A 16,959-nucleotide genomic window follows, 5' to 3' on the forward strand; every position below is an offset into this window, starting at 1 on the left:
AGGCTCGCGCACCCGACTGACCGCCACGGCAAGGGACGCCGCACGCCACGAGCAGCACTACGAAGCCGCGCCCCTCGATCGCAGTCCCGGGGGCCATGTCCGGCCCAACCAGCCAACCGGAGCCCGTGTCTCGGTCATCGCGAGCCGAGTCCTCGTCCCCGGCCATCCCCGACTCCACCACCGAATCGACAGCCGGCTCCGAAAGGCCGGCAGGAGGCAGCGGAACATGTCCAGATCGAGTCTCATGCACTTCCGGGTGCACCAGGCCCGCCGGCGCCCACCACGGGCGACCGCACCTCCGGCCGGAGTGTTCTACGGACGGCACCGGGCGCATCGCAACGGTGCACACTCGTTCGCGCGCGGTGGCAAGCGCGTGCTCGCGGCGCTCACGGCGCTGCTCCTGCCCCTCGGGGTGATGGCGGCGACCGCGGGCACCGCAGCCGCGCAGGCACCGGTCGGCGCCGGCTTCACGGTCACTGCGTCCGACCTCGCGTTCATCCTCAAGCAGATCAAGATCGCGGAGAACCACTCCGCAACGCTGGCGTCGCTCGCCGGCAACCCCGATCCCTGCGCCGGTCTCCTCGGCAACGGGGCGAACCAGGTCCCGGGCCCGCTGGTGTCCTACGGCCTCCGCACGCTGGACGGGACCTGCAACAACCTGCAGCCCGGCCGCAACAAGTTCGGCGCGGCGGACCAGTTCTTCCCGCGCGCCGGCATCGCGACGTTCCAGGGCGCCGAGCCGGTTCCCCCGGGCTTCCCCGGCGCCGGATCACCGACCTCCTACACCCAGAAGAAGGGTCTCGTCTTCGACAGCGAGCCCCGCGTGGTCAGCAACCTGATCGTGGACCAGACCTCGACGAACCCGGCAGCCGTCTCGGCCGCCGGGTTCCCTGTGCGCACGCAGGGCAGCGAGGGCGTGTTCGTCTGCGGTGCGCCGGGAGCCCCGCCACCGCCGGACTGCGTGCCTGAGCACGAGACACTGTTCATCCCCAACGTCACCACCGACGTCGGCCTGTCCCCGCCGTTCAACGGCCTGTTCACGCTGTTCGGGCAGTTCTTCGACCACGGCCTGGACTTCGTGCGGAAGTCCGGCGGCCAGGTGTTCGTCCCGCTCCGCAATGACGACCCGCTCGTCGCCGGCCCCGACCACATCTTCGGCAACGGCGACGACCTGCCGCCCGACCTGCGGTTCATGGTGGTCACCAGGGCGACCAACGGGCCCGGCCCGGACGGGCGCGTCGGGGACGACCCGGCCACACCCGCCGACGAGAGCGCCGACGACGTGCAGAACGGGTCGAACGGCGTGTCGCCGTTCGTCGACCAGAACCAGACCTACTCCTCTCACCCCTCGCACCAGGTCTTCCTGCGCGAGTACGTGAACAACACCGCGACCCCGTCGGTGCCGGTCTCGACCGGCTCGCTGCTCCACCAGCCCGACGGCGGTATGGGGACGTGGGGCCAGCTCAAGCAGCAGGCCGCCACCCTGCTGGGCCTGCGGCTCGCGGACCAGGACGTGGCGAACGTCCCGATGCTCGCCGCCGACCCCTACGGCAAGTTCATCCCCGGCCCGAACGGGCTGCCGCAGTACGTGACCGCAACCGGTCTCGTGGAGGGCAACAAGGCGGCCCCGGTTCCGGTGCCGGCAAACGCGCTGCGGATCAACGCGGCGTTCCTCGACGACATCGCCCACCACGCGGTTCCGGGCGTGAACCGGGCCACCGGCCTGCCGCAGACCCCTGACGGCGACCCGGGCACCGGGGACGACGGCAACCCCGCCACCTACGACGACGAGATGCTGAACGCGCACTTCGTCGCCGGTGACGGGCGGGTGAACGAGAACATCGGCCTGACCGCCGTCCACCAGATCTTCCACTCCGAGCACGACCGGCTCATCGGCGACATCAAGAACACGCTGTCGAACGATACGTCGCCGGCAGGCGTCGCGGCGCTCGCCGAGTGGAAGTCGCTCACCGGCGCCGCCGGCTGGAACGGCGAGCGGCTGTTCCAGGCGGCGAAGTTCGTGACCGAGATGGAGTACCAGCACCTCGTGTTCGAGGAGTTCGGCCGCAAGGTGCAGCCCCTCATCGAGCCCTTCAGCGGGTACCACGACGACGTCGACCCGGCGATCACGGCCGAGTTCGCGCACGCCGTCTACCGGTTCGGCCACTCGATGCTGACCGACGCCATCGACCGCTTCACCGAGAACCCGGACGGGAGCAAGAACAGGTTCGACATCTCACTGCTCGACGGGTTCCTCAACCCGCCTGCTTACGGTCAGGGCCCGGGTGGCACGCCGCTCACCTCGCAGCAGGCAGGCGGCGCGGTCCTCATGGGCATGTCGGACCAGGTCGGCAACGAGATCGACGAGTTCGTCACCGACACCCTCCGCAACAACCTGCTCGGCCTGCCGCTGGACCTGCCGACCGTCAACATCACCAGGGCCCGCGACACCGGCATTCCGAGCCTGAACAACCTGCGCAAGCAGGTGTTCGCGGCCACCAACGACTCAGCAATGCAGCCCTACGCAAGCTGGACCGACTTCGGGCTCGGGATCAAGCACCCCGAGTCTCTGGTCAACTTCGTGGCCGCGTACGGCAACCACCCGACGATCGTCGCCGCCCCGGACCTCGCGGCGAAGCGGGCCGCGGCTCAGCTGATCGTCGACCCGCCGATCGGAACCGACCCGGCGCTGATCCCGTCCGACCGCTTCGCGTTCATGGACAGCGCGCTGCAGCCGGACAACCCGCAGACGCCCGAGGTCGAGAACGTCGACTGGCGCAACTCCGGCGGCAACTCCATCACCGGTGTCGGCGACATCGACCTGTGGATGGGCGGGCTCGCGGAGAAGACCAACCTGTTCGGCGGTCTGCTCGGAAGCACGTTCAACTATGTGTTCGAGCGCCAGCTCACCGACCTGCAGAACGGTGACCGGCTCTACTACCTCGCCCGCACGCCCGGCATGAGCCTGCGGGCGACTCTCGAGGCCAACTCGTTCGCTGAGATGATCATGCGCAACACGACGGCGCACACCCTGAAGGCCGACGCGTTCGCCACGGCGGACTGCAAGTTCGAGCTCTCGAACCTGAAGAACAACCCGGCGGGCTACGCCACTGACGGTTCGACGGTCGCGGACGACCCGAACTCCGAGTGCGAGGAGCAGAAGCTGCTCATCCGCTCGCCGGACGGGACCATCCGCTATCGCACCACCAACACCGTCGACCCTCCTGGCATCAACGGCCAGGCGGTGTTCAACGGCACGGCGGACGCGAACCCCGTCTACGGCGGGGTCGACAACGACACCTTCCTCGGCAACGCCGGCAACGACCGGATCGAGGGTGGTGACGGCGCCGATGTCGCGATCGGCGGCGACGGCAACGACATCATCACCGACCTCGCGGGCGACGACGTCCCCAAGGGTGGTCCCGGCAACGACGCGATCGACTCGGGTCCTGGCCTGGACATCATCCTCGCGGGCGACGGGAAGGACTTCACCAACGGTGGCCTCAACACCAACGAGACGTTCGGCGGCAACGGCGACGACTTCGTGCGGGCCGGTGAAGGTGCCGACACCGTGTTCGGCGACGCAGGAGAAGACTGGATCCAGGGCGGCGCGGGCGCCGACCTGTTGCAGGGTGACAGCGGCGCGCCGTTCTTCGACGACCCGAACACACCCGGCAACGACGTGATCAACGGTCAGGACGGCGACGACGACTACGACGCCGAGGGCGGCGACGACATCATGCTCGCCGGCCCCGGGATCGAGCGGAACGCCGGTGCCGGTGGGTACGACTGGGCGGCCTTCCAGTACGACCAGCTCCCCGCCGACGCCGATTTGAACCTGAAGATCGTCGCGGAGCCGCTCCCGGTCGACGTCCTGCGGGACCGCAACCAGGAGAACGAGGCGCTCTCGGGCGCGGGCCTGAACGACACCCTCCGTGGTGACGACCTACCCCCGGCCGACGTCGCAGGCGGCGGCTTCACCGGTTGCAACGTGCTCGACCAGGCCGGTGTGAACCGGATCGCCGGGCTGTCCGCCTTGGTCACGTCGTTCCCCCGGGACGCGGCAACCATCATCGCCTCATCCCAGGCCCACAACTGCCCGATCACCGGCACGGTGTGGGGTGAGGGCAACATCCTGCTCGGCGGTGGCGGCAGCGACCTGCTCGAGGGGCGTGGCGCCGACGACATCCTCGACGGCGACCGGTACCTGACGGTGCGCCTATCCGTCCGGACGAATCCGGCCGACCCGGCCACCGAGATCGGCACCACCGACCTCATGGAGCACACCTTCCAGACAGGAAACCCGAAGACCCTGCAGCAGGCCGTGTTCGCCGGGGAGATCGATCCCGGCAACATCGTGATCGTGCGCGAGATCCTGGTCGGCCCCGCCGCCATCGACACCGCGCTGTTCTCCGGCCCGGCCGCCGACTACGACGTCACGGTCAGCCCGGACAACACCGTCGTGACGGTCGCGCACACGCGCGGCACCGCCACCGACGGTGTGGACACGCTGCGGAACGTCGACAGGCTGCAGTTCGCCGATGGCACCATCAGCGCGTTCCCGAACCGGCCCGCCACAGCCGGTCCGACGCTGCTCAACCTCGGGACGAACCCGGCAGTGCCGGGCAACCCGGCGCGGCTCACGCCGCAGGAGAACGCTCCGGTGATCGTGAACACGGCGGGGATCATCGACCCCGACGGGACCGCGGGTGCCACGTTCACCTTCCAGTGGCAGCAGCGCGCGGCCGGCTCGACCGCGGCCTTCGTGAACGTCTCGCCGCACGCCAGTGTCGCCAACCGCGGTACCGCTGCGACGTTCACGCCGCTGCAGACCGCGACCGGCTTCGTCGGCGAGGTCGGACGCGAGCTTCGGGTTGTCATCAGCTACACCGACAACCTGGGGAACCCGGAAACGGTCACCACCGCGCCGATGATCGTCGGCGATGTCTACGCCGGCACTGCAGGCAACGACACGTTCACCGGGACGGCCGCGGAGGACCAGGCGCGTGGCCAGGCCGGCGCAGACACCCTGAACACGGGTGACGGCAACGACCTCGTCTCCGGCGACGCGGGTGACGACAACATCAACACCGGCAACGGTGACGACGTCATCGAGTTCACCGGTGCGGGCGACGGATTCGACATCATCGCCGGGGCCGCGGGGACGGACAAGGTCGTGGCGAAGGCCAACGGCACGGTCATCGGTGTCCGCGGAGCGAACGCGCTGACGGGCGTCGAGCAGGTGAACGCGAACGGCTTCACCGGAGTCCGGATCCAGGGTTCGGCCGCGGTCGACACCCTGAGCCTTTCGACGGTGACGCTCACCGGAATCACCAGCATCGACGGTGGTGGCGGGAACGACACGATCACTGGCAGCGCCGGAAACGACACGTTCCGCTTCACGACGGGGATGGCGACAGACCAGATCAACGGGTTCGACGCCAACCCGGACGCCGGCCAGGACAAGCTCGACATCTCCGGGCTCGGAGTCACGGGCGCGAACTTCACCCAGCGGGTGACGATCGGTCCTTCCGGCGCCGACACAGGGATCATCATTCGCAACGCCGGCGGCACGACCATCGGCACCATCAGGCTTAACGGCGTCAGTCCAGGAAACGGGGTGAACCAGGTCAACCAGAGTGACTTCGTCCTGGCCCCGTAGGACCCGGCGTAGTCGAGACCCCGTGGGGGCCGCGGTTCGCCGCGGCCCCCACGGCCGTACGCGCAGTCGGCCGTCGAAATGTGGAGGTCCCGGCCATGACATGTCCAGGTAGGAGCCGCCCGGCGGTCCCTCCCGGTCGGGTGACGGGGATAGCCTCCGCCGCTATGCAACACCTCTGTGCAGCCCGGAACGCGTCGTCGCGGCGGACGTTTCTGGGGCTGCTGGGGGTCGGCGCGGCGGCCGTGCTGTCCGGGTGCGCCGGGGACCCGCCCGGTCCACCGCCACCCCCTCCCCTGCCACCGGTGCCCGCCCCACGTCCGGGGCCGTCCCAGCTGCTGGACCGCGGGCCCGCCGATGGTCCTCGGGCGCGGATCGCGCTGACCATCGACGACGGGACGTGCGCCGACTGCGTCGCCGGGTACGGCGAGTTCGCCCAGCGCTCCGGGACGCACCTCACGTTCAGCCCGAACGGCGTGCTCGACGGGGCGTGGCGCCCCCAGGCGCGGGCGTTGGCCCCCTTGATCGCAACCGGCCACGTCCAGATGATCAACCACACGTGGAGTCACCCGAGACTGAGCACGCTTCCCGAGGCGAAGGTCCGTGAGGAGCTCGAGCGCAACGACGAGTGGGTCGTGAAGCTGTTCGGGGTCACCACCCGGCCGTACTACCGGCCGCCCTTCGGGGAGCGCGACACCGCTGTGGACACGATCGCCGGGAGCCTGGGCTACACGCGCTCCGTGCAGTGGAGCGGGTCCTACGGCGACTCCCTGGACGTCACACCCGAGTTCCTCATGGAACAGGCGCGGAAGAGCTTCTGGCCCGGAGCGATCGTGCTCGGGCACGCCAACCGGCCGACGGTGCTGGGTCTGTTCGACGAACTCCTGTCGCTGTTGCGACAGCGCCGGCTCGAACCGGTGACCCTCGACGAGATGTTCGGCACGAGCCGCGCCGTGGGGGCGTGAGCCCGCGGCACCGGCCGGCATGACCGGCCGCGGTTGTATGGGAGCGAGAGTTCTGTCGCTCCCACGCCACTCCCCGCGATCACGCACGGGCCCCGGCCTGATCTCAGGAAGGCCCCTAGCCCCCGGCCAGGCTCTGTTCGCCGACGCTGTCGAACAGCGGGGCCATCATCGGCGTCAGCCACGCGCTGTAGGCGGTCGAGATGTGGCTCTCGTCGCGGTACACGAGTATCCCGTTCACGATCGCGGGACAGTCCTCTATCGTGCAGAACCAGGGAGTCGGCTCTACTGCCGTGACCCCGGCCGCGGAGAGCGTCTCCGCCATCGTCTCGTGCCTGCCCTGGTAGGGCCAGACGAGACGGCGCTCGGCAGTGCACGCCCCGACGTCGTCGAGGTTGTTCGCCACGCACTCTGGCATGTTCCGTCCCGGATAGGGCGTGTCGAGGATGTACACCACCCGGATCGGCTGAGCCTGCAGCCGCCTGATGGTCACCACGGTGTCCTCGGCCCAGCGCATGTTGTTGACCGTGCTCCCCGGGACGCTGTCGCTCTGTCCGATCACGACCGCGTCGGGGCGCAGGTCGGTGATTCTGCCTACGACCTTCTCGCGCCACTGCGAGCACTCCGTGTACGGACGGCGGAGCACTGAGCTCTCGACGTCGTACGCGGCGAGCGGGCAGGCTGCCTTCGTCCACGTGACGAGCCGCCAGTTCTTCTGCTTCGCCGCGCTGTGGAGGGCCGGGAACCACTGCTGGGCGTGGGAGTCCCCGGCGAGGACCATCGTGCGCGACCCCTCGGGGTCGCCGTAGATGCAAGGCTTCAGCTCGGTCTCAAGGTAGCCGAGGTGGCAGCCATCCTCGCTGGTCCGGGGATGGTCCGTCGGGACGTCCGCGAGCGGGGGCGTGAGGTTGCTGGGCACGGACGTCGCCACCGTTGCAGCGGCGATGGCATCCTGCACGGCACTGGTGTCCGCCTCCGGGAGCGCGAGGGTGGGCGCCGCGGCGCCGCCGCCGACGAGCGAGGGGAGCGTCGCGAGGATGAGGGCGGCGATGCTGCCTACCGCCGTCGAAAGGACGGCTCCGGTGCGCATCCAGATCGACACGCGCAGCCGCCGGAACCGGACGGGCGACTCCACGACCCAGTAGGTCAGCACGGCGAGCCACAGCCCGAGGACCATGAGCTCGGCCTTCTCCCACCACTCGAACCGCCGGCCGTACATCACTGGAACGAGGACGACCAGTGGCCAGTGCCAGAGGTACCAGCCGTAGGAGACTCGGCCGATGCCCTGCATCGGGCGCCTGCGAAGCACGACCTCGGCGGTACCCGCGGCCGTCCGGCAACCGGCGGCGATGACCGCCGCCGCGCCGAGCACCGGGACGAGGGCCGCGGTCCCGGGGAAGGGTGTCTCGTTGGAGTACGCGAACCCTGACCAGAGGATCGCCCCGAGCCCCGCCCACGACAGCACGACCGCGGCCCACCCGGGTATCGCGACGAGGCGCGCGCCCGCGACGGCCAGCAGGGCGCCGAGCCCCAGCTCCCACGCCCGGGTGTGCAGCGAGAAGTAGGCCAGTGGCGCGTTGGCGGCCGTCTCGACGATCGACCAGTTCAGCGAGGCCGCGCAGACCACCACCAGGACGCAGGCGAGCAGCACCCGCAGCCGGCGCCGGGCGGCGAGCCCGCAGAGAACGACGAGGACCGGCCACAGGAAGTAGAACTGCTCCTCCACTGCCAGGCTCCAGAAATGCTGGAGCGGCGACTCGGGGCCGCCTGCCTGCTGGTAGTTCACGCCCTCAGCCGCCAGTCGGTAGTTGATGGCGTAGATCGCCGTGAACACAGCTGCCCACGCGGTGTCCGCGAGCTGGAAGATCGAACCCCACAGCCGGGCCACGACCAGGGTGACCACCAGGACCAGCGCCGCCGGTGGCAGCAACCGGCGGATGCGGCCGGCGTAGAACGCGCCGAGCCGGATCCGGCCGCCCCGCGCGAGCTCGCGCAGCAGGCCTCCGTTGATGAGGAACCCCGAGATCACGAAGAACACGTCGACCCCGACGTAGCCGCCGGTCACCCCCGGGAGCTCGGCGTGGTAGAGCACCACGAGGAGCACGGCGACCGCCCGAAGCCCCTGGATGTCCGGGCGGAACTCGCGCAGCCCGAGCACTGCCGCGGCAGGTCGCGGTGCTCGGGCCGCCTTTGCCTTCTGGGGCACTCTCCGGTGCAGGACGGGCGCTGGTGTCGGGCCGGGACCCCACCCCACACCGCCCGCCGGGGGAACCCGGAACGCGGCCGGGATGCTCATGCGTTCGCGGGTGGCGCGATGGCCGGGCGCGGGTCCGTCCTCGGTCTGCGGCTCTTGGCGGTACCGAGGGACATGAACAACAGCGGCAGGTGCACGTACGCCCCGAGGACGGCGAGGCCGATCATGGCCCAGTACTCGGAGAAGCCGTAGGTGAGGGTGCCGCGCACCAGGCCGACGTAGATCAGCACCTGGGTGGCGCCGACGTAGATCTGCATGGTTCGTCTGATCGTGACCGCCACCGGGGTGGCCTTGCCGCTGGTCGAGCCGGTCGCGACCCACTCCCTGGTGCGGCCGGTGAGCAGGTGCAGGATCGCCACCGCGTGCGCGTAGGAGTACATCAGCTGCACCCGCAGAACGTCGATGCGCCAGTGGCCCTTCATCACCGAGGGCAGGATCACGAACCACAGGCACAGCGCGCCGAGGAGCCAGATGCTGTTCATCGGCTCGATCCACTGTGGCAGCAGGTAGAGCATCGCGAGCGCCGGCAGCGGCGCCATGAATGCGTTCAGCGCCGTCGAGATGTAGTAGAGGAAGCCCGACCAGAAGCAGGCGCGCTGACGGAAGCTGATCTGGTCGGCGGCGTGGAACGACTGGTTGGCCAGCAAGCTCATCGCCCCGGTGCACCAGCGGTACTGCTGGTTGAGGAAGCCTCCGAGGGTGTCGGGGCACAGACCCTTCGACACGATGATCGGCACGTACCGCACGTAGTAGCCGGCCTTCATGAGGTTGACGCCCGTGTGCACGTCCTCGGAATGGCCGATCTGCGCGAAACCACCCGCGTCCACAAGTGCCGAGCGGCGGTAGAGGGCGCAGGTGCCGACGCAGATCGCGGCGCGCGAACGGTCCCGCGCGGGCTGGATCCAGCGGTAGAACAGCTCCTGGGTCGCCCCGGCGCAGCGCCGGAACCAGTGCATTCCCGGCTTGGCGTCGAAGAACTGCGGGGACTGCACGATCCCGACGTCGGGCTCGGCGAAGTACGGAATGAGCTCCGACAAATAGTCGGGACGCGGCACGAAGTCCGCGTCGAAGATCGCGATGATCTCCCCGTCGCTCTGCTCGTATCCGAACCGCAGGTTGCCCGCCTTCTTCAGCCGGCCCGCGTCCGGCCGGGTGCTGTACTCGAACCCGAAACGCTCGGCGAGCTGGCGTACGTCGGCCCTGACGCCGTCGTCGAGGACGAGGACGCGCAGCGGTCCCGGCCACTCCAGCTTGCTGACGTGCGTGTAGGTGTTGCGGAGCACCTCCAGCGGCTCGCCTGCGGTCGGGAGGAAGACGTCGATGGCGGGGTGCCACGCGGGCGCGTATTCGAGCACTCGGAGGTCGTGGTCGAGGAGCGAAATGCGTTTCTTACGTCCGTTGCTGGCCAGCGACACAATGAGCGTCACTGTGTACAGCGACATCGGGAGCAGGAACAGCAGCAACCGCGTGTCAGCGGTGGCGAAACGCGCGATGCTCCACGCGATCAGCGAGAAGGACAGTGCCTGCGCCACCAGCAGCCAGCGGTGCTGGCGGCCCATGTACCAGTACTTCTCCTTGTCCGTGGGCGGCGCGGGCAGCGTGTAGGGCGGACGGTTGCGCCGGGGCGCGGACCACAGCCGCGTCACCGTTCACCTCCTCTGCCGGGGGCACCGACACCGAGGGTGTGCACCGTCCAACCGGCTGCGCGCCAGGCACTGCGGTCAAGGCCGTGGGGGTCAAGGCCGTGGGGGTCAAGGCCGTGGGGGTCAAGGCCGTGGCGGGCGTCGAGGAGGCGGGGCGTGCGCACCGCCGTCGCGAGCCGGATGGGATCGAGCTCGCGGTCCTCCGCCCATTCGGTGAGATGCAGGACGACGTCGGCGTGCTCACACGCCTTCACCACGTCGATCGCGTACTCCTGGGTCGGGAAACGCGGCCCTGGCGTTCTCCAGGACGGCCGGGTCGTGCACCCGCACCAGGCCACCCTCGAGTTGGATGGCAGCGGCGACGTGCAGCGGCAGGGGAATCGCGCACGTCGTCGCTGCCGGGCTCGAACGCGGCGCCTAGTACGCCCACGCGCCGGCCCCCGAAGGTGCCGGCGACCAGGGTGCAGCCGGGGCTTTCATGGGGTTCACCTCCTGCTCAGTGGGAGGCAGGGCATGTCTCACGACGCGTCCCGCGGGACCGTGACGCTGCCCCGCATGCGTCGTGGAGTCGTCGCCGAGCGAGGCGTCCAGCCTGCCGCCCGTGATTCGCGAGCGCGCCCCCCAAAATTGGGGTGTGCGCATCGTGATCCGGGGAGTAACGAACCCGGCACGCATCGCGAACCTGCGGCTGCTACGGGACACACAGTGGACGAAGGACGGTGGCTCCGAATGCGTGCAGCCATGAGTGCAGCCGTTGGTTCAACGACCTCTTTGGACGAAATCCGGATCATGGTTGTGGATGACCATCGAGCCTTTGCTGATCTTCTGTCGTTCGCTGTGTCCACACAACCCAAAATGACGTGCGTCGGCACCGCGACGAGCGCGGCGGAGGGCGTGGCCATGGCTGTCGACCTGCGCCCCGACGTAATCGTGATGGACATCGAGATGCCCCGGCAGGACGGCCTCGCCGCCACCCGGCGGATCCGGGAGATCGCACCCGACACGGTGATCGTCGTCGTGTCCGCCCACCGCGATCCACAATGGGTGGTCCGGGCGGCCCAGGCCGGCGCCTCCGCGTTCGTCCCGAAGGACGGCTCCCTGGACGAGATGCTCGACGTCCTCCGGCGTGTCCGGCACGGATCGATGCTGGTCGCGCCGTCGGCGTTCGGCGGCAACGCACCACCCCCCCGTTGGGCGGCGGCCGGGGAGCGCCATTTGGTCCCGGCGCTCACCCACCGGGAGAGCGAGGTGCTGGCCTGTCTCGGCAAGGGGCTGGCCCCGAAGGCGATCGCGCGGGTGCTGGGAATCAGCGTCCACACGTGCCGGGGATACGTGAAGGCACTGCTCGGAAAGCTCGGGGTGCGCTCTCAGCTCGAGGCGGTCGTGAAGGCCCAGCAGCTGGGCCTCCTCGACGCCGCTGATGGATAGGCAGACCTTGCCCGGCGCGAGCCGGGTGCGCCGCGAGCTCATGGCGTTCGTCGGGGTCGGGTTACTGGTCCTGATCATAATCTCGAGCGGCGCGGCGCTGATTATCAAACAGGTGGCCGAGCGCCACGCACTGCGTGAGGACGAAAAGATCACGCAACAGCTGGCCGAGTTCGTCGTCGCCCCCGCACTCGACGCGGTGCTGAATGGGAATGCCGCGCAGCGGGGCGAGCTGGACCGAATGTTGGACAGCCGGATGCGCGACGGCTCGATCACCGAGATGAACGTCTGGACCGCCGAGGGCCGCGTCGTGTACTCCGACAACCCGGCGGTGATCGGCAGGCTGTACGAGCCTCCCGCCGAGGTCGTCGCCGCCGTCCTGTTCGGCGAGACCCGCTCCACCCTCGATTGGACGCCGGAGGCGGGCCCACCGCCGTCGGGGCCCCAGGTCGAGGTTTACGTGCCTTTGCGCATACCCGGCCGCGTCCTGGCCTTCGAGGTGTATTTCGACTACCGGACCGCGGAGCAACAGTCGGCCCAGCTCACGGCGCAGGTCGTGCCGCTGGTCGTCGGCGCGCTGGTGCTGCTGCAGCTGGTGCAGATCCCGATCGCGGTGTCGCTGGCCCGCCGGGTGCGCCGGCACGAGGCGGACCGGACGCTGTTGCTGGAACGGGCCCTCTCAGCGTCGGAGTGGGAGCGCAAGGAGATCGCCTCGGGCATCCATGACGGGGTGGTCCAGGACCTGGCCGGGGTCGGCTACGCCATGGGGGCGTTGAGCCGGTACGTGCCACCGGAGCGCCAGGAGATGGCGGACCGGCTGGGCGCGACGGTGCGGGCTTCGGTGGCGGCGCTGCGCCGGCTGATGGTGGACATCTACCCGCCCGATCTCACCGGCTCCGGGCTGGCTGCCGCGGTCACGCAGCTCGCGGAGCCGTTGCGCGGGGCCGGGATGACCGTGCACGTGGAGATCGAGCCGCTTCCCGCGGTCGATCCGGAAGCGGCCGCGGCGTTGTACCGGACCGCGCGGGAGACGCTGACCAACGTCGTGAAGCACGCGGGGGCGTCGGTCGTGCACGTGTGGCTGGGCGTGGACGACGAGCAGCGGTGGCGCGGGGGCGACACGGTCCGGTTGCGCGTGACCGACGACGGGACAGGGCCGCCGCCGCGGCCGTTGGAGCGGCGCGAAGACGGCCACATGGGGCTGAAGATGCTCTATGACCGGCTGGTCGAGATGGGCGGTGACCTGACGCTGCGGCCGGGGCCCGGCGGCGGAACCGTGGCCGAGGCGCGCGTGCCGACGCGGGTCGCTGGGTACCCGATCCCGGCAGTCGCACACCCGCGCGGCTCGCAGAAGCCCCGCAATCTGGGGGGTGACCTGTCCCCCAGGAGCGGCTCCTCCGCCGCGGCGGACAACGGCAATCTCGACCCCGTCACGGCTTCAGCCAGCGCCAACGTCAGGATTCCCATGCCGCGCAGTTCTCCCGAGGCTCCCGCCCCCGGCGGGAACGTCGACGACGCGCAATCGGCGCGGTCGGGCCGCCGCTCGTGGCCGGGCTGGAAGGGGACCGCCCTCTTCGCCGGTGTGCTCGCGCTGTCCGCGGCGACGGGCGCGAAGCTCACCAGCCCCGCGCCGCCCGAGGAAGCCCCTCCTGCGTCGATCACCCAGGTGGTCCTCCAGGCCGGCGAGGACCCGGCAGCAGCTCTCGCGGCCGAGGCCGTCCCCGTACCGGCACCCGGCTCGGCAGCAGCAACGGCAGCCGCACCGGCACCGGAAGCCGGGCGCACCCCGATCGGGACCATGGGCATTCCGGCGCCGATCCTCGCGGCGTACCAGAAGGCAGCGGGGGCAGCGCAGCTCTCCGACCCCGACTGCGGGATCACGTGGCCGTTGCTGGCCGCGATCGGGCGGATCGAGTCCGGGCACTCCCGCGGCGGCCAGGTGGACACCGCGGGGTCCACGCTCTCCCCGATTCTGGGGCCGGTGCTCGCAGGCGGGCCCGGTGTGGCCGCCATCGGTGACAGCGACGGCGGCCGGCTGGACGGCGACGACCGCTGGGACCGAGCCGTGGGGCCGATGCAGTTCATCCCGTCCACCTGGGCGGGGTACGCCACGGACGGCAACGCCGACGGCGTGGCCAGTCCGCACAACGTGTACGACGCCGCCGCCACGGCCGGCCGCTATCTGTGTGCGGGCGGATCGGACCTGCGTACCTCGTCCGGAGCCGCCGAGGCGGTGTACCGGTACAACCACTCCTCCGAGTACGTGCGGTGGGTGCTGGCATACGCCGCCGGGTACGCCCGAGGCGTCTTCTCCCTCCCGGTCGCCCCGACGCCTTCAGACATCTCGGTGAGCCCGCCCACCGTCGCTCCGCAGGCACCGGCCGCTGTTGCCATGTTCGTCCCCGGACCACCGGTGCCTCCCCCGGCCGCTCTTGCCCCGGCCGCTCCTGCCCCGGCCGCCCCTGCCCCGGCCGCCCCTGCCCCGGCCGGCGCCCCGGATGCGCCCGATCCGGCCGCCGCCGCACCGGGTGCCCCGGCCCCGGTTGCCCCGGCCGACCCGGCCGCGCCCGGGCCCGAGGTCCAGACCCCGCCCGTGGCGGCGGGCCCACCCAACCCGGCCCCGCCGCCCGTCACCAACCCGCCCGCCGCGGTGCCGCCGGAGACCGACGGTGGGCCGTTGACATCGACTCCGCCTGCCACCCCGACCACCCCTCCGGAACAGCCGGCGCCACCGACGTCCACACCGCCGCCCGCCTCGCCGAACCCGGCACCGCCTCAGCCCTCCGCGGGGACCGATCCCGCCGTCGTGCCGCCCGCTGCCCCTGGGCTCGCGCCGGTCTGCGCCTCGGCCGCCCCCTCCGACCCGGCATCGATCGCGCCCGATACCTGCCCCTTGACAGGAACGGGCCCCACGACAGGAACAGACCCCACGACAGGAACAGCCCCATGACCGCGCACAGCTTGAACCGCCGGGAACTCGTCAAAGTCTCCCTGCTCGGCGCCGCCGCACTCGCGCTTCCGCTCGAGCGGGTTGTGCGCGCCAAGTCGATCTCGACCATCCCCAGGGACAAGCTGCCGAGACCGTTCACGGTGCCCTTCGCCAAGCCACCGGTGCTGGCTCCGGTCAGCTCTGACGCGACCACCGACTACTACGAGATCACCCAGCGCCAGGAGACCCTGCAGATCCTGCCCGGCTTCCAGACCCCGGTGTTCACCTACAACGGGACGCTGCCGGGGCCGACGATCATCGTGCCGAAGGGCCGCGAGACCGTGGTGCGCCAGATCAACGAACTGCCGGCCACCCACCCCACCCTGGCCTACGTCCCGTCGACCTCCACGCACCTGCACGGGTCGGCGTCGCTCCCGCAGTTCGACGGCTACGCCAACGACGTCACTCTGCCCGGCCAGTGGAAGGACTACCGCTACCCGAACAACCAGGCGGCGCGCACGCTCTGGTACCACGACCACGGGGTGCACCACACCAGCGAGAACGTCTACTCCGGACTCGCCGCCCAGTACCACCTCATCGACCCGGCGGAGACGCTCCCCCTCCCCACGGGGGAGTTCGACGTCCCGCTCATCATCAGCGACGCGATGTTCGCCGCCGACGGCTCGCTGAAGTACGACGACAAGCTCCACTCCGGACTCTGGGGCGACGTGATCCTGGTAAACGGGCGACCGTGGCCCGTTATGAAGGTCAAGCGGCGCAAGTACCGCTTCCGGATCCTCAACGCGTCGACCTCCCGGGGCTACCGCCTCGCGCTCTCGACCGGCGATCCGCTCACCGTGATCGCCACGGACGGCGGGCTGATGCCGGCGCCCCAACAGGTCGCCCAGCTGCGCCATGGCATGGCCGAGCGCTACGAGGTCGTGATCGACTTCGCGAACTACGCGGTCGGGCAGCTTGTCACCCTGCGCAACCTGGGCGTGGAGAACTCGATCGACTACGACGATACGAACAAGGTGATGGCCTTCGATGTCACCGCCGACCCGTTCGACCCGGCCGGCAACGAGGTGCCTGCCGTGCTCAGCCCCAACGACCCGACGATGTTGCTCACCCCGGCGATGTCCACGAGAACCCGGAGGTTCCGGGTCAAGAAGGACGGCGAGATCTGGGAGATCGGCGACATGACGTGGGCGGACGTCGTCGCCTCCGACTTCCGCGCGACGTTCGCCAATCCGGCGGCGAACGCCGTGGAGATCTGGGAGATCGAGAACAGCTCGGGCGGCTGGTTCCACCCGGTGCACATCCACCTGGTCGACTTCCAGATCCTCGCCCGCAACGGGCTTCCCCCGCGGCCCGAGGAAAAGGGGCCGAAGGACGTGGTCTACGTCGGCGAGGGCGAGACGGTGCGGCTGATCATGAAGTTCGAGCACCAGACCGGCCGCTACATGATGCATTGCCACAATCTGCCGCACGAGGACCACGACATGATGACCCAGTTCGAGGTCGGCATGAACGGTCCGAGCCCGTTCGCTGCGCCGGCGCAGCCGCTGCCTGCGCCGCCGTTGCCTGGGACGGCGGCCCTGTGAGCGCCCTCGCGGACGTCCGCCCGGCCGCGCATCCCGCCTCCCGCAGTAGATGGGCCGACGCCGCTGCCCTCGGCATGGTGCTGGCCGGCGCGGGCCACGTCGTCGCGGCGCTGGAGCACCTCGACCACGGGCTGGTGTTCGCCGCGTTCTTCCTCACGGTCGGCGTGGCCCAGCTCGGACTCGGCCCGGCGCTGCGCAAGGGTCCCCGCCCGGCGACCGTCGGGGTGGTGCTCGCCGGCACGATCGGGCTCCTGCTCCTCTACGTCGTGAGCCGGACGGTCGTCCTCGACCTCGGGCCGCACAGCGACCGCCCCGAGGACCCGGACGCCCTGGGCACCGCAGTGGTGATCGTCGAGCTCGTCACGGTCACCGCATTGCCCACTCTGTTGCCGGCGCCATGGCGCCGGGCCGCGGTCGACACGATCCTCGCGGTCGGGGCGGCGGTGTGGCTCGCATGGTTCACGGGCCTGATCGGCTGAACGG

8 protein-coding genes are annotated in these 16,959 nt (G+C 70.3%); 6 read left to right on the forward strand and 2 right to left on the reverse strand.

Annotated elements, in window-relative coordinates:
- Positions 1 to 226 precede the first annotated feature (226 nt).
- On the forward strand, positions 227 to 5,662 hold the full coding sequence (locus ABD143_RS00295) for a peroxidase family protein (RefSeq protein ID WP_343969350.1): 5,436 nt from the start codon (positions 227 to 229) through the stop codon (positions 5,660 to 5,662).
- A gap of 302 nt (positions 5,663 to 5,964) precedes the next feature.
- Entirely contained in the window at positions 5,965 to 6,624 is a 660-nt protein-coding gene (locus ABD143_RS00300; RefSeq protein ID WP_343969352.1) for a polysaccharide deacetylase family protein, read from the forward strand.
- Between the two features lie 115 nt (positions 6,625 to 6,739).
- Here ABD143_RS00300 and ABD143_RS00305 read toward each other — a convergent pair whose 3' ends face one another.
- Positions 6,740 to 8,917 (reverse strand): acyltransferase family protein, encoded by a 2,178-nt coding sequence (locus tag ABD143_RS00305; RefSeq protein ID WP_343969355.1) that lies wholly within the window; start codon positions 8,915 to 8,917, stop codon positions 6,740 to 6,742.
- On the reverse strand, positions 8,914 to 10,521 hold the full coding sequence (locus ABD143_RS00310; protein ID WP_343969358.1) for a glycosyltransferase family 2 protein: 1,608 nt from the start codon (positions 10,519 to 10,521) through the stop codon (positions 8,914 to 8,916). The genes ABD143_RS00305 and ABD143_RS00310 overlap by 4 nt, the downstream gene beginning before the upstream one ends.
- A 786-nt stretch (positions 10,522 to 11,307) precedes the next feature.
- Here ABD143_RS00310 and ABD143_RS00315 point away from each other — a divergent pair.
- From ABD143_RS00315 to ABD143_RS00330, 4 genes are read left to right on the forward strand one after another with little or no spacing between them, the layout of a single operon-like run.
- Positions 11,308 to 11,946 (forward strand): response regulator, encoded by a 639-nt coding sequence (locus ABD143_RS00315; protein ID WP_343969361.1) that lies wholly within the window; start codon positions 11,308 to 11,310, stop codon positions 11,944 to 11,946.
- A complete protein-coding gene (locus tag ABD143_RS00320; RefSeq protein ID WP_343969364.1) occupies positions 11,939 to 14,893 on the forward strand; it encodes an ATP-binding protein in 2,955 nt (984 codons plus the stop codon). Before ABD143_RS00315 ends, ABD143_RS00320 begins: the two co-directional genes overlap by 8 nt.
- Complete coding sequence (locus ABD143_RS00325; protein ID WP_343969367.1) at positions 14,890 to 16,476, forward strand: multicopper oxidase family protein; 1,587 nt, start codon at positions 14,890 to 14,892, stop codon at positions 16,474 to 16,476. The genes ABD143_RS00320 and ABD143_RS00325 overlap by 4 nt, the downstream gene beginning before the upstream one ends.
- Positions 16,473 to 16,955 carry a hypothetical protein gene (locus ABD143_RS00330; protein ID WP_343969370.1) on the forward strand — a complete coding sequence of 161 codons (483 nt, stop codon included), beginning with the start codon at positions 16,473 to 16,475 and terminating at the stop codon, positions 16,953 to 16,955. Before ABD143_RS00325 ends, ABD143_RS00330 begins: the two co-directional genes overlap by 4 nt.
- Positions 16,956 to 16,959 lie beyond the last annotated feature (4 nt).

It is taken from the genome of Pseudonocardia aurantiaca (assembly GCF_039526725.1).
Classification (GTDB): Bacteria; Actinomycetota; Actinomycetes; order Mycobacteriales; family Pseudonocardiaceae; genus Pseudonocardia; species Pseudonocardia aurantiaca.